This is a genomic window from Allobranchiibius sp. GilTou38 (assembly GCF_017565325.1).
Taxonomy (GTDB): domain Bacteria; phylum Actinomycetota; class Actinomycetes; order Actinomycetales; family Dermatophilaceae; genus Allobranchiibius; species Allobranchiibius huperziae.
Genome location: NZ_JAGEKN010000008.1, coordinates 111,244 through 130,458 on the forward strand (window position 1 = coordinate 111,244; position 19,215 = coordinate 130,458).

Annotated in this window: 15 protein-coding genes and 1 tRNA gene; 5 read left to right on the forward strand and 11 right to left on the reverse strand. The window is 70.2% G+C overall.

Annotation, left to right across the window (positions count from 1 at the left end):
* The 3 genes from JOB34_RS12070 to JOB34_RS12080 form a co-directional block, all read right to left on the reverse strand.
* Positions 1-4,038, reverse strand: coding sequence for a multifunctional oxoglutarate decarboxylase/oxoglutarate dehydrogenase thiamine pyrophosphate-binding subunit/dihydrolipoyllysine-residue succinyltransferase subunit (locus JOB34_RS12070; RefSeq protein WP_208052957.1), 4,038 nt, complete (start codon positions 4,036-4,038; stop codon positions 1-3).
* Positions 4,039-4,214: 176 nt separating this feature from the next.
* Entirely contained in the window at positions 4,215-5,021 is an 807-nt protein-coding gene (locus JOB34_RS12075) for an ABC transporter permease subunit (protein ID WP_208052958.1), read from the reverse strand.
* Complete coding sequence (locus tag JOB34_RS12080; protein WP_208052959.1) at positions 5,021-6,022, reverse strand: ABC transporter ATP-binding protein; 1,002 nt, start codon at positions 6,020-6,022, stop codon at positions 5,021-5,023. The genes JOB34_RS12075 and JOB34_RS12080 overlap by 1 nt, the downstream gene beginning before the upstream one ends.
* Positions 6,023-6,211: 189 nt before the next feature.
* Here JOB34_RS12080 and JOB34_RS12085 point away from each other — a divergent pair, with 189 nt between their 5' ends.
* On the forward strand, positions 6,212-7,531 hold the full coding sequence (locus JOB34_RS12085; RefSeq protein WP_208052960.1) for a hemolysin family protein: 1,320 nt from the start codon (positions 6,212-6,214) through the stop codon (positions 7,529-7,531).
* Positions 7,528-8,571 (forward strand): hemolysin family protein, encoded by a 1,044-nt coding sequence (locus JOB34_RS12090; RefSeq protein WP_347813848.1) that lies wholly within the window; start codon positions 7,528-7,530, stop codon positions 8,569-8,571. The genes JOB34_RS12085 and JOB34_RS12090 overlap by 4 nt, the downstream gene beginning before the upstream one ends.
* Positions 8,572-8,864: 293 nt before the next feature.
* Here JOB34_RS12090 and paaK read toward each other — a convergent pair whose 3' ends face one another.
* The 7 genes from paaK to JOB34_RS12125 form a co-directional block, all read right to left on the reverse strand.
* Positions 8,865-10,160 (reverse strand): phenylacetate--CoA ligase PaaK, encoded by a 1,296-nt coding sequence (gene paaK / locus JOB34_RS12095; RefSeq protein ID WP_208052961.1) that lies wholly within the window; start codon positions 10,158-10,160, stop codon positions 8,865-8,867.
* Positions 10,161-10,169: 9 nt separating this feature from the next.
* The gene (gene paaE, locus JOB34_RS12100; RefSeq protein WP_208052962.1) at positions 10,170-11,216 is read right to left on the reverse strand and encodes a 1,2-phenylacetyl-CoA epoxidase subunit PaaE; all 1,047 of its coding nucleotides are present in this window, start codon (positions 11,214-11,216) and stop codon (positions 10,170-10,172) included.
* Positions 11,213-11,725, reverse strand: a complete 513-nt coding sequence (gene paaD / locus JOB34_RS12105) for a 1,2-phenylacetyl-CoA epoxidase subunit PaaD (protein ID WP_347813849.1) — start codon at positions 11,723-11,725, stop codon at positions 11,213-11,215. Before paaD ends, paaE begins: the two co-directional genes overlap by 4 nt.
* Positions 11,719-12,579: a 1,2-phenylacetyl-CoA epoxidase subunit PaaC gene (gene paaC / locus JOB34_RS12110; RefSeq protein WP_208052963.1), complete on the reverse strand. Its 861-nt coding sequence runs from the start codon at positions 12,577-12,579 to the stop codon at positions 11,719-11,721. Before paaC ends, paaD begins: the two co-directional genes overlap by 7 nt.
* 10 nt (positions 12,580-12,589) lie before the next feature.
* On the reverse strand, positions 12,590-12,874 hold the full coding sequence (paaB, locus tag JOB34_RS12115; RefSeq protein WP_208049631.1) for a 1,2-phenylacetyl-CoA epoxidase subunit PaaB: 285 nt from the start codon (positions 12,872-12,874) through the stop codon (positions 12,590-12,592).
* A gap of 74 nt (positions 12,875-12,948) precedes the next feature.
* Entirely contained in the window at positions 12,949-13,923 is a 975-nt protein-coding gene (gene paaA / locus JOB34_RS12120) for a 1,2-phenylacetyl-CoA epoxidase subunit PaaA (protein ID WP_208052964.1), read from the reverse strand.
* A 115-nt stretch (positions 13,924-14,038) separates the two neighbouring features.
* Entirely contained in the window at positions 14,039-16,306 is a 2,268-nt protein-coding gene (locus JOB34_RS12125; RefSeq protein WP_208052965.1) for a hypothetical protein, read from the reverse strand.
* Positions 16,307-16,392: 86 nt separating this feature from the next.
* On the opposite strand from JOB34_RS12125, the gene paaI reads away from it, so the two are divergent.
* Both paaI and JOB34_RS12135 read left to right on the forward strand, forming a co-directional pair.
* Positions 16,393-16,803 carry a hydroxyphenylacetyl-CoA thioesterase PaaI gene (gene paaI / locus JOB34_RS12130; protein WP_208052966.1) on the forward strand — a complete coding sequence of 137 codons (411 nt, stop codon included), beginning with the start codon at positions 16,393-16,395 and terminating at the stop codon, positions 16,801-16,803.
* Positions 16,800-17,432 carry a TetR/AcrR family transcriptional regulator gene (locus tag JOB34_RS12135; RefSeq protein ID WP_243758031.1) on the forward strand — a complete coding sequence of 211 codons (633 nt, stop codon included), beginning with the start codon at positions 16,800-16,802 and terminating at the stop codon, positions 17,430-17,432. Before paaI ends, JOB34_RS12135 begins: the two co-directional genes overlap by 4 nt.
* A gap of 130 nt (positions 17,433-17,562) precedes the next feature.
* On the opposite strand, the gene JOB34_RS12140 is transcribed toward JOB34_RS12135, so the two are convergent.
* A tRNA-Arg gene (locus tag JOB34_RS12140) sits at positions 17,563-17,634 on the reverse strand.
* A gap of 206 nt (positions 17,635-17,840) precedes the next feature.
* Between JOB34_RS12140 and lysA the strand changes: the two genes are divergently transcribed.
* A complete protein-coding gene (lysA, locus tag JOB34_RS12145) occupies positions 17,841-19,214 on the forward strand; it encodes a diaminopimelate decarboxylase (protein WP_208052967.1) in 1,374 nt (457 codons plus the stop codon).
* The last annotated feature ends 1 nt before the right edge of the window (position 19,215 follow it).

Genomic DNA, 19,215 nt, shown 5'->3' on the forward strand with positions numbered 1-19,215 from the left:
TCAGCGGTCGAACGAACCGGAGAGCAGCTCGGCCAGCTGAGCCTGGTGCCGCTTGCTGGAGCCGGAGGCCGGCGAGGCCGAGGCCTTGCGGCTCACCACCCGCAGACCGCGGTGTTCGTCGAGTTCGGCAAGCTGCTCGGGCAGGTTGAGCGCCATGAACGGCCATGCGCCCTGGTTCTTCGGCTCGTCCTGCACCCAGACCAGCTCGGCGTTCGGGTACGCCGCGACGGCCTCGGCCATCTCCTTGGCGGGGATCGGCGCCAGCTGCTCCACGCGCACGATCGCGGTGGTGTCATCGCCCCGGCGTTCGCGCTCGGCCTCCAGGTCGTAGACGATCCGTGCCGACGCGAGCAGCACCCGGGTCACCTTCTCGCCATCGAGCTTCTTGCCGTCGGTGATCACGGGTCGGAAGCCGCCGGTCGTCAGGTCGGCGGGCTCGGAGACGGCGGCCTTGAGGCGCAGCAGCTGCTTCGGGGTGAAGACGACCAGCGGGCGACGCGGCCGGGCGAACGCCTGTCGACGCAGCAGGTGGAAGTACGACGCGGGCGTGGACGGGTAGGCGATCGTCATGTTGTCCTCGGCGAACAGCGTGAGGAACCGTTCGATCCGCGCCGAGGAGTGGTCGGGACCCTGGCCCTCGTAGCCGTGCGGCAGCAGCAGCACGACGGAGCTGCGCTGGGTCCACTTCTGCTCCGAGGAGCTGATGAACTCATCGATGATCGTCTGGGCGCCGTTGGCGAAGTCGCCGAACTGGGCCTCCCACAACACGAGGGCGTCGGGCCGCTCCACCGAGTAGCCGTACTCGAAGCCCATGGCCGCGAACTCCGACAGGAGCGAGTCGTAGATCCACAGCCACGCCTGGTCGTCGGACAGGTAGCGCAGCGGGGTCCACTCGTTGCCGTTCTGCTTGTCGACGAGGACGGCGTGCCGCTGGGTGAACGTGCCGCGGCGGGTGTCCTGGCCGGCCAGCCGGACGGGCACACCCTCCATCAGCAGCGACCCGAACGCCGCGAGTTCGCCCATGGCCCAGTCGATCCCGCCGTTGCGCACCATGTCGGCACGCTTCTGCATCAGCTTCTGCAGCTTCGGGTGGACGGTGAAGCCCTCAGGCGGGTTGACCCAGGTGTCGCCGATCTTCAGCAGGGTCGACTCGCTGACCGAGGTGCCGTAACCGCTGCGGTCCTCGCGGGTGTCGTCCTCCTCCTGCGCGGACGGACGCTCCAGGCCGCCGTGGCCCTCGGCATCGGTGCCGGCGGAGCTGCGGCTCGGCGCCTCGGGGGCGCTCTGCGACGCGGCCTGCTTGGCGGCCTTCGTCTCGGTGAACGCCCGCTCCAGCTGCTTCTGGTAGTCGCGCAGCGCCTCCTCGGCGTGTTCCAGCGTGATGTCGCCGCGACCGACCAGCGCCTCGGTGTAGAGCTTGCGGACGCTGCGCTTGGCCTCGATGAGGTGGTACATCAGCGGTTGGGTCATCGAGGGGTCGTCACCCTCGTTGTGACCGCGGCGGCGGTAGCAGATCATGTCGATGACGACGTCCTTGTGGAACGCCTGCCGGTAGTCGTAGGCGAGCTCCGCGACCTGCACGCAGGCTTCGGGGTCGTCGCCGTTGACGTGGAAGATCGGCGCCTGCACCATCCGGGCGACGTCGGTGCTGTACGTCGAGCTGCGCGAGCTGCTCGGGGCCGTGGTGAAACCGACCTGGTTGTTGACGACCAGGTGGATCGTGCCGCCCGTGCGGTAACCGCGCAGCTGGGACAGGTTGAGGGTCTCGGCGACCACGCCCTGCCCGGCGAACGCCGCGTCGCCGTGCATCAGGATCGGCAGCACGGTGTAGGCCGAGCCGGCCAGGTTGACCCGGTCCTGCTTGGCGCGGGCAATGCCCTCCAGCACCGGGTCGACCGCCTCCAGGTGAGAGGGGTTGGCGGCGAGGTAGACGTCGATCTTGCGACCGGTGTCGGAGGTGAACTCACCCTCGGTGCCCAGGTGGTACTTCACGTCGCCGGAGCCCTGGACCGACTTGGGGTCCTGGGTGCCCTCGAACTCGGCGAAGATCTGCGCGTAGGACTTGCCGGCGATGTTGGCCAGCACGTTGAGCCGGCCGCGGTGCGGCATCCCGATGCAGACCTCGTCGAGGTCGTCGTCGGCGGCGTGCGACAGGATCCGGTCCATCATCGCGATGGCCGACTCGCCGCCCTCCAGGCTGAAGCGCTTCTGGCCGACGTACTTGGTCTGCAGGAAGGTCTCGAACGCCTCGGCGGCGTTGAGGCGCCGCAGGATCCGCAACTGTTCGTCGGTGGTGGCCTTCTGGTAGCCGACCTCGACCCGGTCCTGGATCCAGCGCCGCTGCTCGGGGTCCTGGATGTGCATGTACTCGATGCCGATGCTGCGGCAGTAGGAGTCGCGCAGGACGCCCAGGATCTTGCGCAGCTTCAGGAACGGCGCACCGCCGAAGCCCCCGGTGGGGAAGGTGCGGTCCAGGTCCCACAGCGTCAGACCGTGCGTGGTGACGTCGAGGTCGGAGTGCCGGCGCTGCTTGTACTCCAGCGGGTCGGTGTCGGCCATCAGGTGGCCGCGCACCCGGTAGGCGTGGATCAGCTCCTGCACCCGGGCGGTCTTGTTGATGTCGTCGTCGTGACTGGTGTCGATGTCGCGGACCCAGCGGATCGGCTCGTACGGCACTTTCAGCGCGGCGAAGATCTCGTCGTAGAAGTCGTTCTCGCCGAGCAGCAGCTCGCTCACGACGCGCAGGAACTCACCGGAGACGGCGCCCTGGATGACGCGGTGGTCGTAGGTGGAGGTGAGCGTCATGATCTTGCTGACGGCGTTCTTGTTGAGCGTGTCCAGGCTCGCGCCCGACCACTCGGCGGGGTAGTCCAGCGCACCTGCGCCGATGATCGCGCCCGCGCCCTTCATCAGCCGCGGCACCGAGTGCACCGTGCCGATGCCGCCCGGGTTGGTGAGGCTGATGGTGGTGCCGGCGTAGTCCTCGAGGGTGAGGGCGCCGGTACGCGCCTTGCGCACCATCTCCTCGTACGCGCTCCAGAACTGTGCGAAGTTCATCGCCTCGGCGCCCTTGATGGAGGGTACGACGAGGGTGCGGCTGCCGTCGTCCTTCTTCAGGTCGATCGCCAGGCCGAAGTTGACGTGCCCGGGCTGCACCAGGACCGGTTTGCCCTTCTCGTCCTCACCGAGCGCGTTGTTCATCTCGGGTACGACGTGCAGCGCCTCGACGATCGCCCACCCCAGCAGGTGGGTGAAGCTGACCTTGCCGCCCCGGCTGCGAGCCAGGTGGTTGTTGACGACCGTGCGGTTGTCGATGAGCAGCTTGGCGGGGACGGCGCGGACGCTGGTGGCCGTCGGGACGTCGAGGCTCGCCTCCATGTTGGTGACGATGCGTGCGGACACCCCGCGCAACGGGGTGCGGGTGTCCTGCACGGGCTCGGCCTCGGGCACCGTGTCGTTGACGGTGTCGCGCGCGATCGGCTGGGTGTTGGACAGCTCGGCCTCGCTCGGGTCCGGCGAGCCGTGGGCCTGGTGGCCGTTCGCGGTGTGGTCGGCGTCGGGGCGGCCGTCGGGCTTCGGGTCGCGCGAGGGTGCCTTGGCGCGTGCCTTGGACCGCTCGGCGGCGACGTCCTTGGCGGGGGTCGGCGCCTGGTCGGCGTCCGCGGCGGGCTTCGCGGCGGCGTCGCCACCGTCACCCGCTCCGGCGGGCCCGCCGGGACCTGCCGCGGGCGTGCGGGGGGCGTCCTTGCCGACGGCCGCGGGCGTGCCGGACGCACTGGCACCGGACGGCGCTCGCGACGCCGAGGTCTTCGCGGGAGAACCGTTGGACGCTCCGTTCGCGGACGCACCGTTGGAGGTCGAGCCCTCGCTCTGTCCACCGGAGGCGGGTCCGCCCCCGTCGGGCCGGTAGTCGGCGAAGAAGCTCCACCACGCCTTGTCGACGGAGTTCTTGTCCTTCAGGTACTGCTGGTATAGATCGTCCACCAGCCACTCGTTCGGTCCGAACGTCGCGAGCGGGTCGGGAGACTGGGATGACACGCGGAATGCGCCTCTTTCAGGGGTGTGCGGCGGGCAGCGAGCGTCCGTCAGGGGTGGAAACGACAACGGCTCCAGCCTAACGCGGGGCGAGGACGAGCCGTCGGCGTGTCCACACCTTGTGTTACAAGGTGTGGCCGGCGGTCACCCTCGCCTGATCGCGCAGCGATGCGGGTCGCTCAGAGCACGTCCTTGCGCTGGTTGATGCCGCTGCCGACGAGGGCCAGCACCAGGCCGTAGGCCGTGAGGACGAGCGCGCCGGCCCACCAGTTGAACGAGTTGGAGTCGTTGAAGCCCGGGTTGAGGATCGAGCTCGTGAGATTGCCGGGCAGGAACTTCGGCGCCCAGTGCCAGTGCGCGAGGTCGAACAGCACGTTGAAGAGGATGTTGCCGATGAACGCCAGCCCGACGGCGATGAAGACCGCGGCGATCTGATTGCGGATCAGCATCCCGAAGCCGAAGCCCAGCAAGGTCCAGACGGTGAAGATCAGCAGCATCAGCGCCAGCGTCTGCAGCACCTGGCTACTGGTGAGGAACAGTCCCGAGCTGCGGAAGCTCTTCAGCGTGATGGCCCCGCCGATGACCGAGGCGATGTCGTAGACGACGCCGTAGACAATTCCCACCACGACGATCGAGACGATCTTGGACACGGTGATCGGCCAGCGCTTCGGCTGAGCGAGCACTGTGGCGGTCCACGTCTTGTGGCGGAACTCCGAGGTGATCAGGATGACCCCGAGCGCCAGCGGGAACAGCTGCGCGATCGAGGTGATGAAGCCGGCCGAGTAGACCGACGCGATGGAGTCGGGGTTCGCGGTCGCGAGCAGATGGGTCTGCCGGTCGCTGCTCTGCTTCGCGGAGTCAGAGCCGATCTGGAAGGCCCACGCGAACGAGATCAGCGCACCGAGGACGACGTCGCCGATCAGCAGCCCCCACCACAGGCGCGTGGTGAAGATCTTGCGGACCTCGGCCTTGATCGCGCCGCCCATCAGAGGGCACCTTCCTCTGCTGCTCGCGGGTCGTTCGGCGGCGTACTGCCGTCCGAACCGGGGCCCAGGTTGCGATTGGTGTTCTCGGTCAGCTGGAAGAACAGGTCCTCCAGGTCGGCGCGCTCGGCGCGCAGTTCGTGCACGGGCACTCCGGCGGAGAACGCCGCGTCGCCCACCTGGATCAGGTCGTCGGTCGACACGGAATACCGACCCTCGGGCAGCGCCTCGACCTGCAGCCCGGCCCGGCGCAACGCCTCGGTGAGACGCTCGCCGTTCGGCGTGCGTACGACGACCCGGGCCTGCCCGCGCAACTCACCGATGGTGCCCTGCCGCACGAACCTGCCGTTGGCGATGATCACCACGTCGTCGACGGTCTGCTCGACCTCGCTCAGCATGTGACTGGAGATGAGCACCGTCTTGCCCTCTCCCGCCAGGTGGCGCAGGAAGCCGCGCAACCACCGGATGCCCTCCGGGTCCAGGCCGTTCGCGGGTTCGTCGAGGATCAGGACCTGCGGGTCGCCCAGGAGTGCCGCGGCCAGTCCGAGGCGCTGCCGCATGCCCATCGAGTAGCCGCCGGCACGCTTCTTCGCGGCGGCCGGGATGCCCACCAGCTCCAGCATCTCGTCGACGCGGTGGTCGGTGAACCCGCCGGCGGCGGCGATGACCCGCAGGTGATCCCGCCCGCTGCGGCCGGGGTGGAAGTTGGTGGCCTCGAGGGCGGCGCCCACCGTGTGCAGCGGGTGGGGCAGGTCGGCGTACTTGCGCCCGCCGATCGTCGCGGTGCCCGCCGTGGGGGTGATGAGCCCCAGGGTCATCCGCAGAGTGGTGGTCTTGCCTGCGCCGTTCGGGCCGAGGAAGCCGGTGATCCGGCCCGGCTCGACCGAGAAGCTGAGGTCGTCGACGGCCTTGAAGCTGCCGAACGTCTTGGTGAGGTTGCTGATCTGCACCGGTGCGCCGGGTTCGCTCCCGGCGGCACGCGGTCGTACGGAACTGGCTGACACAGTCGATCTCCCCTTCGTTGCAACGTGCGTCGTTCCCGATCCGGCGCCGCGACCGGCTCTCGTACGCCGCGCGTCGCCGTCCGTCCGCGCGCCGATTCGGGCACGGCGGACCTGCCGCCATCATCGGGTATCGGCCGCACGCATGGTCATCGGCGCGCCGGAACGCGTTCTTCGTGGAAGATGGTGGCGATGACCGAGTGGCTCCTGGTATTCGCCGGCGTGGTGCTGACCCTCGGCACCTCGCTCTTCGTCGCCGCCGAATTCTCCCTGGTGGCGCTCGATCGCCCGACCGTGCAGCGGGCCATCGACGAGGGCGACACGGGCGCGCGGGTCGTGCTCGGCTCGTTGCGGCAGCTGTCGACCCAGCTGTCGGCCGCCCAGGTGGGCATCACGATCACCACCCTGGTGCTGGGCTTCATCGTGGAGCCGTCCCTGGGGGAGCTGCTGCGGACGCCGCTGCGCGCGGTGGGCGTCGACGGCGATGGCGCGGGTGCTGTCTCGGCCATCCTCGCGCTGATCATCGCCACGCTCTTCTCGATGATCGTCGGCGAGCTGGTGCCGCAGTTCCTCGGTTTCTCCGAACCGCTGCGGGTGGCCAAGGTGGTCGCCCGTCCGGTGCGGGCCTTCGCGCTCGTCGTGCGCCCCTTGATCATCCTGCTCAACGGTTCGGCCAACGCGCTCCTGCGAGCGGTGGGTGTGCAGCCGCAGGAGGAGCTGAGCGCGGCGCGTACCCCTCAGGAGCTGTCCTCGATGGTGCGGCGCTCGGCCGAGGCCGGGGTGCTGGAGGAGGGCACGGCCCGTCTGCTCACCCGGTCGCTCGACTTCGGGGAGCGGGTGGCCGCCGACGTGATGAGTCCGCGGGTGCGCTGTGCGTCGGTGTCCCGGACGGCGTCCGCCGGGGACGTCGTGGAGCTGGCACGGACGACGGGCCACTCCCGCTTCCCGGTGCTCGGCCACGACTGGGACGACGTCGACGGCGTCGTGCACGTGAAGAAGGCCATTGCGGTGCCGCCCGAACGCCGCGACGACGTGCCCGTGACGGCGCTGATGATCGAGCCGGTGCTCGTGCCCGAGACGATCACGCTGGACCCGCTGCTGCTGTTGTTGCGCGCGAGCGGTTTCCAGCTGGCGATCGTGGTCGACGAGTACGGCGGGACCAGCGGAGTCGTGACGCTCGAGGACGTCATCGAGGAGATCGTCGGCGAGGTCAGCGACGAGCACGACCGGGTCAGCGATCCCAGCCGGCTGCTGCCGGACGGGTCATGGACCGTGCCCGGTCTGTGGCGCCCGGACGAGGTGCACGAACGGATCGGCGCCGACGTGCCGGACGGGCCGTCGTACGAGACCATGGGCGGTTTCGTGATGGCTCGCGTCGGGCGCGTGCCGGTCGTGGGCGATGAGGTGCAGCTGCCCGGCTGGTCGGTGCGCGTCGTCTCCATGGACGGCCGGCGGGTGGACCGCCTGCGGCTCTCCCCGGTGCTGCCCGAGGACGACGAGGTCGCGCCGTGAACCTCTGGCTGTCCCTGCTCTTCCTGCTCGGCAACGCCTTCTTCGTGGGCGCCGAGTTCTCGGTCATGGCGGCGCGGCGCTCGCAGCTGGAGCCGATGGCCGCCGCTGGCTCCAAACGGGCCCGCGCGAGTCTGCAGGCGTTGGAACAGGTCTCTTCACTGCTCGCCTGCGCCCAGCTCGGGATCACGGTGTGCTCGGTACTGCTGGGTGCCGTCGCCGAGGGTGCGGTGCACCATCTGATCGCGGGGCCGCTGGAGTCGGTGGGCATCCCGGACGCCGGGGCCGAGATCGTCGCGCTCGTCCTCGCGCTGCTGATCGTGGCCTATCTGCACGTGGTGCTGGGCGAGATGGTGCCGAAGAACCTGGCGATCGCGGGGCCGGACCGCGCCGCCCTCGTGCTCGCGCCGGCCCTGCTGGCCGTGACCCGGGTGCTGGGGCCGGTCATCCGGGCGGTGGAGTCGGTGTCGAAGTTCATCGTGCGGCGCTTCGGCATCGAGCCCAAGGACGAGATGACCTCGACGTTCTCCGCCGAGGAGGTGCAGCTGATCGTCCAGGAGTCGCACCGTGAGGGGCTGCTGGAGTCGCAGCAGCAGCAGCGAGTGCAGGGCGCCCTGGAGTTCAGCGATCGGGTGGCGGCCGATGTCGCCGTACCGCTCGATCAACTGGAGACGGTGTCGGTGGGCATCACCCCGGCGCAGCTGGAGCGACTGGTCGCCACGCGCGGCTTCTCCCGTTACCCAGTGCTCGACCGCACGGGGGTGATCGCGGGCTACCTGCACCTGAAGGACGTGCTCTACGCGCGCGACGAGGCGTACGACGAGCCGGTGCCTCCCAAGCGGATCCGCCGCCTCGCGACGGTGCGCCGTCAGGACGAGGTCGAGGACGTGCTGCTCACTATGCAGCGCAGCGGCAGCCACGTGGCACGGGTGGTCGACGACGCCGGCACCGCGACCGGGGTGGTGTTCCTGGAGGACGTGCTGGAGGAGCTGGTCGGCGAGGTCGATGACGCGACCCAGCGCCGCCCGGCCGGCCGCCGCTGACCTCGATCCTCTCGCCGGGTGCCGGTTCGCGGGGTGCGGGGTTCGCGGCGTGCGGCTTCTCGAGCGGCCTTGATCGCGGGTCGCGCTGGGGCCGGGTCTGCGGGTGCAGGAAAGTGGCCGTGGCGCCGATTTCTCACGTCGGCGGGTGACGCGGGCGCAGGAAAGTGACCGCGGCGCCGACAATCCACGTGAGCAGTGCGAGGCGAGTGCAGCCTTCTCATCCTGGCCGCCTGAAACCGCCACCCGAACCGCAAACCGACCGTTCATCAGCCGATCGGCGGGTTCGAGCCGGGTCAGCGGGAGTCGACGATGCGGCGCATCTTGCCCACCGAGCGCTCGATGGTGTCGGGGTCGACCACCTCGACGCGCACGCTGACCCCGATCCGCTCCTTGATCTGGGACCTCAGCTGTGCACCCGCCACCGCCGCCTGGTCGGCCGGAGCATCGACCTGCCGCTCCACGCGTACGACGAGTTCGTCCATCCGCTCGGGGCGGGTGAGGACGCACTGGAAGTGCGGGGTGAGCGCGGGCGTCGCGAGCACCAGCTCCTCGATCTGGGTGGGGAAGAGGTTGACCCCGCGCACGATCATCAGGTCGTCGGAGCGGCCGGTGATCTTCTCGATACGTCGCATCGGGCGCGCGGTGCCGGGCAGCAACCGGGTCAGGTCACGGGTGCGGTAGCGCATGATCGGCATCGCCTGCTTGGTGAGCGAGGTGATGACGAGCTCGCCCACCTGCCCGTCGGGGAGCACCTCATCGGTGATCGGGTCGACGATCTCGGGATAGAAGTGGTCCTCCCACAGGTGCAGCCCGTCCTTGGTCTCCACGCACTCCATCGCGACGCCGGGACCCATCAGCTCCGAGAGGCCGTAGATGTCGACGGCGTCGATGCCCACCCGGCGCTCGAGCTCCTCCCGCATCTGCTGCGTCCACGGCTCGGCGCCGAATATGCCTACCTTCAAGGAGGATTCGCGCGGGTCGATGCCCTGGCGCTCCATCTCGTCGGCGATCACCAGCATGTAACTGGGTGTCACCATGATCACGTCGGGGCGGAAGTCGCGGATCAGCGTCACCTGACGCTGCGTCATACCCCCGGACACCGGCACGACGGTCGCGCCGAGGGCCTCCGCGCCGTAATGCGCGCCCAGCCCGCCGGTGAACAGGCCGTACCCGTATGCCACGTGGATGATGTCGCCGGGCCGCCCGCCGCCCGCGCGGATGGAGCGCGCCATCAGACCCGACCAGGTCGCGATGTCCTCGGCGGTGTACCCGACGACGGTGGGTCGACCCGTCGTCCCGGACGAGGCGTGCACCCGCGAGACCTGCTCGCGCGGCACCGCGAACATGCCGAACGGGTAGTTGTCGCGCAGGTCGGCCTTGGTGGTGAAGGGCAGCCGCGCGAGGTCGGACAGGTCGCGTACGTCGTCCGGGTGCGCGCCGGCCGCCTCGAACGCCGCGCGGTAGTGCGGGACGTTGTCGTAGGCGTGGCGCACCGACCACTGCAGCCGGTTCAGTTGCAGTGCTCGCAACTCATCGACGCCCGCGCGTTCGATGGGGTCGAGCGTGTCCCGGGCAGGCGTTCGATCCATCGCGACTCCTCAGCCGTCGTAGTCGACCGTCAACCGGTCACTGGTGGGAATCGCCTGACAGGTCAACACATATCCGGCGTCGACCTCCTCGGGCTCGAGCGCGTAGTTGCGCAGCATCCGCACCGAGCCGTCGGTGACCTTGGCGCGACACGTGCCGCACACGCCGCCCTTGCAGGCAAACGGCAGGTCGGGGCGCACCTTCTGCCCCGCGTCGAGCACGGGGGTGTCGGTCGGCACGGTCACGAGACTGCTGCGGCCCTCGAGCACGATGGTCGCCTGCGCACCGTCGACCGGCGCGGCGTCGGTGTGGGTCGCCTCGACCGGCGGCACGTCGCCGACCCAGAAGAGCTCGCGGTGGATGCGCTCGCGCGGCACGTCGCGACCGGTGAGGACGTCGTACGCCGCCTCCACCATCCCCAGCGGGCCGCACAGCCACCAGTGGTCCACCGACGGCACGTCCACCGTGCCGGTGAGGACGGCCGCGAGACGTTCGACGTCGATCCGGCCGCCGAAGAGCTCGACCTCCTGCGGTTCGCGCGAGAGCACGTGCACGATCTGCATCCGGGTGGGGTGGGCGTCCTTGCAGTCGGCGATCTCGTCGGCGAACATCACCGAGTCGGTCTGCCGGTTGCCGTAGAGCAGAGTCACGGTCGAGGTGTCGTCCGCTTCCAGCACCGACCGCGCGATCGACATCATCGGAGTGATGCCGGAGCCGGCCGCGATGAGCACATGACGCGCGGGCGTCGTGAGGTCGGGCACGAATCGGCCTGTGGGTGCTTGCACTTCGAGGCTGTCGCCAGCGCGTACGTCGTGCACGAGCCAGCTGCTGACGGCACCGCCCGCGACCTCGCGCACGCCGATCCGCGGCGCCTCACCGCGGGCGGCGCAGATGGAGTAGGAGCGACGCTCGTCGCCGCGGCGCACCGTGAGGCTCTGGCCGGGCGCGAATCGGAAGTCGTCGGCGAGTGACGGCGGCACCGCGAACGTGAGTGCCGTCGAGTCGTCGGTCAGTTGCTCGACATGTTGCACGGTGAGCGTGTGGAAGTCGGTCCTCATATCGCCTTCACTGCTTCGAAGGGTTCGCCGCAGGTGTGACAACGATGCAGCGAGCGGCATGCTGTCGCACCGAATGAGGCGGTGTGCGACGTGTCCGACGAGCCGCAGAGCGGGCACGGCGCGCTGGCGGGGAGCCCGAGCGTCACCGGCACCGGGCCGGTGCCCGTGCGCGCCGCGCTGGGCGGCGCGATTCCTGCAGCCTGCAGCTTCTCCCGGCCTGCCTCGGTGATCCAGTCGCTGGTCCACGCGGGCGCGAGTTGTGTTGCCACCTTGACGTTCTCGTACCCCGCGGCCTCGAGGCGACGGCGTACGTCGAGGCCGATCTCGCGCATCGCGGGGCATCCGGAGTAGGTCGGGGTGATCGTGGCGACGACGTGGTCGTGGAACTCCTGCACGTCGCGCAGGATGCCCAGGTCGGCCAGGGTCAGCATCGGAAGCTCGGGGTCCGGGGTCTGCGCGGCCGCGTCCCACGCGGCACCGCGGAGGGTGTCCGCCTTCGCGGTCACCACGTCGCCTCCGGGTCGGCCCGCGCGACGCTCTGCAGCTCCGCCAGCAGGTATCCGAGCGCCTCGGTGTGCATGCCGTCGCGGCCCGTGCGACCGTCGACTGCGCCCAGGACGTGCGCGCCCGCGGGGATGTCGAGGGTCGCGGTCCGGAAGACCCCGGACAGCACCTCGAGCACCGCCGCCTCGGGGGGCTCGACGCCCAACACCGACTGGGGTGCGCAGTGCCGCCACAGCTCCGGCACCAGCGGCCACAGCCGCTCGACGGCCGCCACGGCCTTGTGGTGCGACACCGCGGTGCCGTCGCCGAGTCGCACGACCCAACCGGCGGCGTAATCGCGGTGGTAGCGCAGCTCCTTGATGCCCTTGGCGGCGATCGCGGCCAGCACCGGATCGGCGACGCGCTGCACCTGCTCGAAGAGGGCAAGACGCCAGGTGCTGAAGACCATCAGTCGGATGACGAGCTGGGCGAAGTCGTCGTCGACCGGCTCGACGAGCCGCACGTTGCGGAAGTCCTGCGCGTCGCGGAAGTAGGCCAGCTCGTCCTCGCTGCGGCCGAGGATCGTGCCCGCGCGGGCCACCAGCATCCGCGCCTGGCCGAGCAGGTCGAGCGCGATGTTGGCGACAGCGGTCTCCTCCTCCAGCTCCGGCAGCCGGGTGACCCACTGCTGCAGCCGGTGGGACAGGACCAGCGCGTCGTCTCCGAGCATCAGGCAGTACGCCGCCAGCGCGTCGGCGTCCAGATCGGAGGGCACGGTCGTGTCGATGCCCTCGAGGGCGTCGGTGAACCCCGTGCCGAACGCCCAGCGTTCGTCACCGGTGTGGACGTCGGCGAGCGCGTCGTAGAGGTGGTCGGTCATCACAGCCTCGTCACATGTGCGGCACGTCGGCCGGGATGTCGTAGAAGGTCGGGTGGCGGTAGACCTTGTCGCCCGACGGTGCGAAGAACGGGTCCTTCTCGGCGGGGCTGGACGCCGTGATGTCGGCGGACGCCACCACCCAGATGCTGACGCCCTCGTTGCGGCGGGTGTAGAGGTCGCGCGCGTGGTGCAGCGCCATGTCGGCGTCCGCAGCGTGTAGCGAGCCGACGTGCACGTGGTTCAACCCGCGTTTGCCGCGCAGGAAGACCTCGTAGAGAGGCCAGTCCGACCGCACGGCACTCGGCGTCGGCTCGGTCGGGACACCTTGGGTGGGCACGGCTCCATGACCGCCCTCGGCGGTGTACTCGCTCATGAGGCGACCTTCTTCTCGGCCCGCCGGGCCGCGGTCTTGGCGGCGTACGCGGTCGCCGCGTCCCGCACCCACTCGCCGTCCTCCTGCGCGGCGCGACGGTGCTGCACCCGCCGGGTGTTGCACGGGCCGTCGCCCTTCAGCACGGCGTCGAACTCCGACCAGTCGATCTCGCCGAAGTCGTGTCGGCCGCGCTCCTCGTTCCAGCGCAGGTCGGGGTCGGGCAGCGTGACACCGAGCTTGGCGGCCTGCGGGACGGTCATGTCGACGAAGCGCTGGCGCAGCTCGTCGTTGGTGTGCCGCTTGATGCCCCACTGCATCGACTGCTCGGTGTTGGGGGAGCGGTGGTCGGGCGGGCCGAACATCATCAGCGACGGCCACCAGAAGCGGTTCGTCGCCTCCTGCACCATCGCGCGCTGCGTGTCCGAGCCGCGCATCATCGTGAGCAGTAGCTCGTAGCCCTGCCGCTGGTGGAAGGACTCCTCCTTGCAGATGCGCACCATGGCCCGGGCGTACGGACCGTAGGACGCCCGGCACAACGGCACCTGGTTGCAGATCGCGGCGCCGTCGACGAGCCAGCCGATCACTCCCACGTCGGCGTAGGTCAGCGTGGGGTAGTTGAAGATCGAGGAGTACTTCTGGCGGCCGGTGACGAGCTTGCCGGTCATGTCGGCCCGATCGGCCCCGAGGGTCTCGGCGGCGCTGTAGAGGTACATCCCGTGCCCGGCCTCGTCCTGCACCTTCGCGAGCAGCACGGCCTTGCGCCGCAGTGAGGGCGCCCGGGTGATCCAGTTTCCCTCCGGCTGCATTCCGATGATCTCCGAGTGCGCGTGCTGGGCGATCTGCCGGATCATCGTCTTGCGGTAGGCGTCCGGCATCCAGTCGCGCGGTTCGATCCGCCGGTCGTCGGAGATGGTCGCGTCGAAGTCGTGCTGCAGATCGTCCGCCTGCGGGGCGGGAAGGGTCGTCGTCACGCCGTACTCCCTGGTGTCGAGACGCTGTCGGAATTACCGACCGGTCGTTCAGTAATTTACCCCGAGTGCGTGACCTACGCCACCCGCGGCGTCCCTCGGTCCGCTCTGGTGCGCCTCACGGCCGCTGAAGTCGGTAGATCGTCACGTCGCCCTGGTGGAAGACCTGCTGGGCGAGGTTCGCCAGTTCGGGCGAGACCGCGCTCGCCCGGGTACTGCCGAAGAGGTAGCGCACCCCGTGGTCGTAGAGGTAGCGCAGGTCGTACGCCGTCGGCGCGTTGAACGCGGCGTCGTTCAGCCGGAGTCTCGGCTGGTCGTAGAAGGAGGCGCTCCAGTAGAAGACGCCCTTCTCGCCGGGATGCGGATGCTTCGCCGTCGCGTACGCCTGATCGGTGTAGCCCCACGACTCGACAAACGCCCGGCGGAGGCCCAGGCCGGTCACCCACAGCGCCCGTGCGTCGCAGATGTGGTGCGTCATGCCGGCGCGGCAGTGCACGTTGGTCGCGATCAGCGTCGTCTCGGGAGTGTGTGTGCGCAGCCAGGTCGTGCCCGCGATGTCACCACTGGTCAACAGGTTGGACGGCTCGTCGACGGTCGAGTGACTGAGACCGGTCTGAGCGAAGGGCACGGCGGCCGGGATCACGACGGCCCCGACCAGGAGGGCGGCCAGCACGGCGCGCACCAGGGGCCCGCCCCGGTGCCACGCCACCAGCCCCGCCAGCAGGAGCAGCACGCAGACCCCGACGACGACCGACGCGGCGGTGAGCGCGGAGTGCGCACCAGGGACATGCGTCCCGCTGAAACGGCGTACGACGCCCAGCAGCGCGCCGCCGGCGAGTGCGCTCAGGGCCAGCACCCACAGCGGTGGCCGGGCGCGGTGCACGGCCACGGCCAGACCCCACGCGATCAGCACCTCCGACAGCGGCACCACCCCGCGCAGGAAGTAGACCTCCGAATCGCTCGGATGGTAGATGAGCTGGGTCGCGGCGAACCCGGCCACGAGCATGCCGGCGATGAGGACGACGGCGGGGTCGGCGCGCAGCGGCACCGCCACCAGCAGCGCGGCGAACTGCAGCAGGGTGACGGCGGAGAGGGCGACCAGCAGCCCCCAGAGCAACGGCCCGCCGGGGTGGCCGCCGGGATCGATGAGGGCGACCGCCCGATTGCGCGACAGCGCGAACGTCTTGAGCGTGGAGACGTTGCTACCGCCCGCGAGGTACGGCGCGGTGAGGCCGATCACGACCAGGCACAGACCGAGCGTGATCAGGGTGGGGCGCAATGCCCCGTCGGCGTCAGTCGTCCCCGTCGGCCCGTGTCTGCGGCGCAGCCGGCGGATGAGCTGCCCGGCCACGACCAGCAGCAGGCCACAGGCGAGCACCGGCAGATTGGACGACTTGGATCCGGCGCAGGTGAGCAGCATGAGCCCGAGCAGCACCCAGCCGGCACGGGTGGGACGAGCGCCGCGCACGATGTCGATCACCCACCAGGTGGTGACCAACAGCACGGGCAACCCGAGGATCTCCGACGGCGACAGCGGGACGAGGGCGTCACTGCCGAAGGCGTTCACCCAGCGCAACGGGTCGATGCCCGCGTTCACCAGGAGCAGTATGAGGGCGACGATGCCGGCCTTGGGGGTGCGCGCCAGGCGGGTGGCGAGCAGATAGGTGAGCACGAGGATCGCGGCGTACACCGGGAGGTACCACAGACGGCTGGCGACGAGCAGCACGTCGACGTGCGAGACCAGGGAGTCCGCGGCCATGTGAGCGTGGGAGAACCAGTGGTACTTGAGGGTCTGCCCGGACACCTGCGGCACGGCCGGTGGCACGGAGGTGCGCGCGGACGCGGCGACCGCGACGTGCCAGTAGAGGTCGGGGTACCAGCGCACTCTCGACGGTGGCAGCGGGTTGGTCGCGAAGGTGCGGGTCGCCAGCAGCCCGACGGCCACGACGTACGACGCCGCCAGCGACCATGCCGCCCACCAGGGCTCGCGTCGGGCGTACGGCGCGCTGCGCAGCCTTGCTCGCCACTGCGGGATCAGTGCTGCCGCGGCCACCACCGGCACCGGGTAGAGCGCGAGCCACGCACCGACGCCGAGGGACACGAAGGCAGCCCACGCGACGAGCTGCACCATGATGCCCACCACGAACCCGACGGACAGCTCGGCCAGCAGCGAGTCCGCCTGCCCGCGGCACAGGCGCAGCACCAGGACTCCGGGCATCAGGACCGACCAGATCGTCGCGACCAGGTAGATCAGCGACTGCCCCAGTGGGATGTGGGTATGCGCTGCGGCGTACGACGCCACGAGACAGACGACGGCCGGCAGCCACCGTGCGGCCGCCCCGACCGCGGTGCGCTGCACGACGGTCGAGTGGCGTCCGGATCTCACGGCCCGACGGTATCCGTTGCACCGACGGACTAGGTTCGATTGCCGAGAGTGACCGATCGTTCGGTCGGTAATTGCGAGGAGACGAGATGGCGGACCTGCGAGCCGTGCACGCCATGATGGCCGCGGACGAGGCGTCGCGGGCCCTGGGGATCGAGCTGGTGGACTGCACCGAGGGGCGGGCGACCACCCGGATGACGGTGCGCCCCGACATGGTCAACGGCCACGGAATGGCGCACGGCGGGATGATCTTCAGCGTCGCCGACACGGCGTTCGCCTGCGCGTGCAACGCGGCCGGCCCGGTCACCGTCGCCAGCTCCGGCGACATCGTCTTCGTGTCGCCGGCACGTGCGGGTGAGGTGCTGGTCGCCGAAGCGGTCCGACGGGTCGGCTTCGGTCGGCAGGGTGTCTACGACGTGACGGTGTGCTGCGGTGAGCGGGTCGTCGCCGAGTTCCGCGGGCGCAGTCACCGGATGGCGACCCCGGAGCGGGGCGCATGACCTCCCGCGAGGCGTCGGTGCCCATGCCCCGGACCGCGCGGCGCGGTCGGCCCGGGTACGACCTGGACTCCCTGCTCGCCGTGGCGGTGGAGGTCTTCAACGAGCGGGGTTACGACGCGACCAGCATGGGCGATCTGTCCGAGCGACTCGGGATCGCCAAGTCCGCGATCTACCACCACGTCGCCAGCAAGGAGGTGCTGCTGCGTCTTGCGCTGGACCGCGCGCTGGACGGTCTGGAGACTGTGACACAGGGCGCCCGCGAGCTGGACGTGAGCGCCGTACGACGTCTGGAGCATCTGGTGCACGAGAGCGTCGTGCTGCTGCTCGACCACCAGCCGTACGTGACTCTGCTGCTGCGGGTGCGTGGGAACAGCCCGGTCGAACTCGCGGCGCTGCAACGACGCCGCGCTCTGGACCGGTACGCCGCGTCTCTTGTGCGCGACGCCGTCCGCGCGGGCGACCTGAGAGCGGATCTGGATCCCACCGTGACCGCACGGCTGATGTTCGGACTCGTCAACTCCCTGGTCGAGTGGACCCGGCCGGCGAGTCGCGCGCACACCCAGGCGCTGCCGGACGAGGTCAGTGCCCTGGTCTTCGACGGTCTGCGCGTCCGGGACCGACCTCGTTGACGGTTTGCGTCAAGCCGGGCAGGGCGGCAGCCCTGGCCGCTGACGCACACTGCGCACCCCGCCGCCGAAGAGGCCGCCGGAAAGCGAACGAGACCGCAGGTTTCCCTGCGGTCTCGTGCTTCTTCGTGGGTGCCCCCGGCAGGATTCGAACCTGCGCTTTCGCCTCCGGAGGGCGACGCTCTATCCCCTGAGCTACGGGGGCGGGCAGCGCTTTCACAGCGCGGCGTCACCGTACCAGTCGGAGCCGACCGGTCCGCAATCCGCGCTCGCGACCCGGTCGGCTCGCAGCGGCGCCCGGGCGGGGCCCGAAGCGGCATCCGGTCAGCCGGGCACGCGCCACCGCGGACGCGTCTCTCCCAGCGGTCGTCCGAGCCCGAGAGCCTGCCCGGTCGGTACCTTTACCCCGCCATGTCTGACAACAGCGCGCACGACTCCCGCGAGGCGGTGCTGGACCGGGTCTTCCCGTCCGGCACCTCCCTGACCGACGACGGCGCCGTCCGGATCGCCGGTCACGACCTGCGCGACATCGCTCGCGCGTGGGGGACGCCGGCGTACGTGCTCGACGAGCCCGACATCCGGCGCCGGGCGGCCGCGTTCCGCGAGGCGTTCACCGACGCCTTCGAGGCCATCGGCACCCGCGTGGACGTCTATTACGCGGGCAAGGCGTTCCTGTGCACCGCCATGGCCCGCCTGCTGCAGGAGGAGGGCCTGCGGCTGGACGTCTGCTCCGGCGGCGAGTTGACCGTGGCGCAGCGCGCGGGCGTCCCGGGGGAGCAGATCGCACTGCACGGCAACAACAAGTCGCCCGCGGAGATCGCGCAGGCGCTCGACGCGGGGATCGGGCGCATCGTCGTCGACTCGTTCGAGGAGATCGACCGGGTCGCCGCCGCCGCGCGCGAGCGGTCGGTGGTGGCGCGGGTGATGCTGCGGGTCAAGACCGGTGTCGAGGCGCACACGCACGAGTACATCGCCACTGCGCACGAGGACCAGAAGTTCGGTTTCAGCCTCGCCGACGGCCAGGTGGGTGAGGCCGTACGCCGGGTGCTGGCCGCCCCGGAGGCCCTGCAGCTGCTCGGTTTCCATTCCCACATCGGCAGTCAGATCTTCGAGTCCGACGGCTTCCGCGAGGCCGCCCGACGCCTGATCTCGCTGCAGCTTGCGGTCGCGTCGGAGCACGGCGTCCAGTTGCCGGAGCTCGATCTCGGGGGCGGCTTCGGCATCGCCTACCTGCCGGGCGACGAACCGCTCAGCGTCCGCGAGATGGCCGGCCAGCTCGCCGGTATCGTCCAGGAGGCGTGTGCGCAGGCAGGTATGCCGCTGCCGCGCGTCTCGATCGAGCCCGGGCGCGCGATCGTCGGACCCGCGGGCGTCACTCTCTACGAGGTCGGCACCGTCAAGCCCGTCCGGGTCAGCGACGACCTGGTCCGCACCTACGTCGCCGTCGACGGTGGGATGAGCGACAACCCGCGGCCGGTGCTCTACGACGCCGAGTACACCTGCGTGCTCGCCGGACGGCCGGGCAGCGACACCACGACGCAGACCCGGGTCGTCGGCAAGCACTGCGAGAGCGGCGACATCGTGGTCCGCGACGTGCGGCTGCCGGACGACGTACGCGCCGGTGACCTGCTCGCGGTGCCTGCGACCGGCGCGTACTGCCGCTCGCTCGCCAGTCAGTACAACCACGTGCCGCGCCCACCCGTCCTCGCACTGCGCGACGGCGAGGTCGGCGTGTGGCTCCGGCGAGAGACGATGGACGACCTGTTGGCCCTGGAAGGGGAGTGAC

Bases quoted from the DNA above. Each gene is read 5' to 3' on its own strand.
- JOB34_RS12135 (WP_243758031.1), top strand. From the start codon at position 16,800: ATGACCTCCCGCGAGGCGTCGGTGCCCATGCCCCGGACCGCGCGGCGC.
- JOB34_RS12075 (WP_208052958.1), bottom strand. From the start codon at position 5,021: ATGGGCGGCGCGATCAAGGCCGAGGTCCGCAAGATCTTCACCACGCGC.
- paaK (WP_208052961.1), bottom strand. From the start codon at position 10,160: ATGGATCGAACGCCTGCCCGGGACACGCTCGACCCCATCGAACGCGCG.
- lysA (WP_208052967.1), top strand. From the start codon at position 17,841: ATGTCTGACAACAGCGCGCACGACTCCCGCGAGGCGGTGCTGGACCGG.
- paaI (WP_208052966.1), top strand. From the start codon at position 16,393: ATGGCGGACCTGCGAGCCGTGCACGCCATGATGGCCGCGGACGAGGCG.
- paaE (WP_208052962.1), bottom strand. From the start codon at position 11,216: ATGAGGACCGACTTCCACACGCTCACCGTGCAACATGTCGAGCAACTG.
- JOB34_RS12085 (WP_208052960.1), top strand. From the start codon at position 6,212: ATGACCGAGTGGCTCCTGGTATTCGCCGGCGTGGTGCTGACCCTCGGC.
- paaC (WP_208052963.1), bottom strand. From the start codon at position 12,579: ATGACCGACCACCTCTACGACGCGCTCGCCGACGTCCACACCGGTGAC.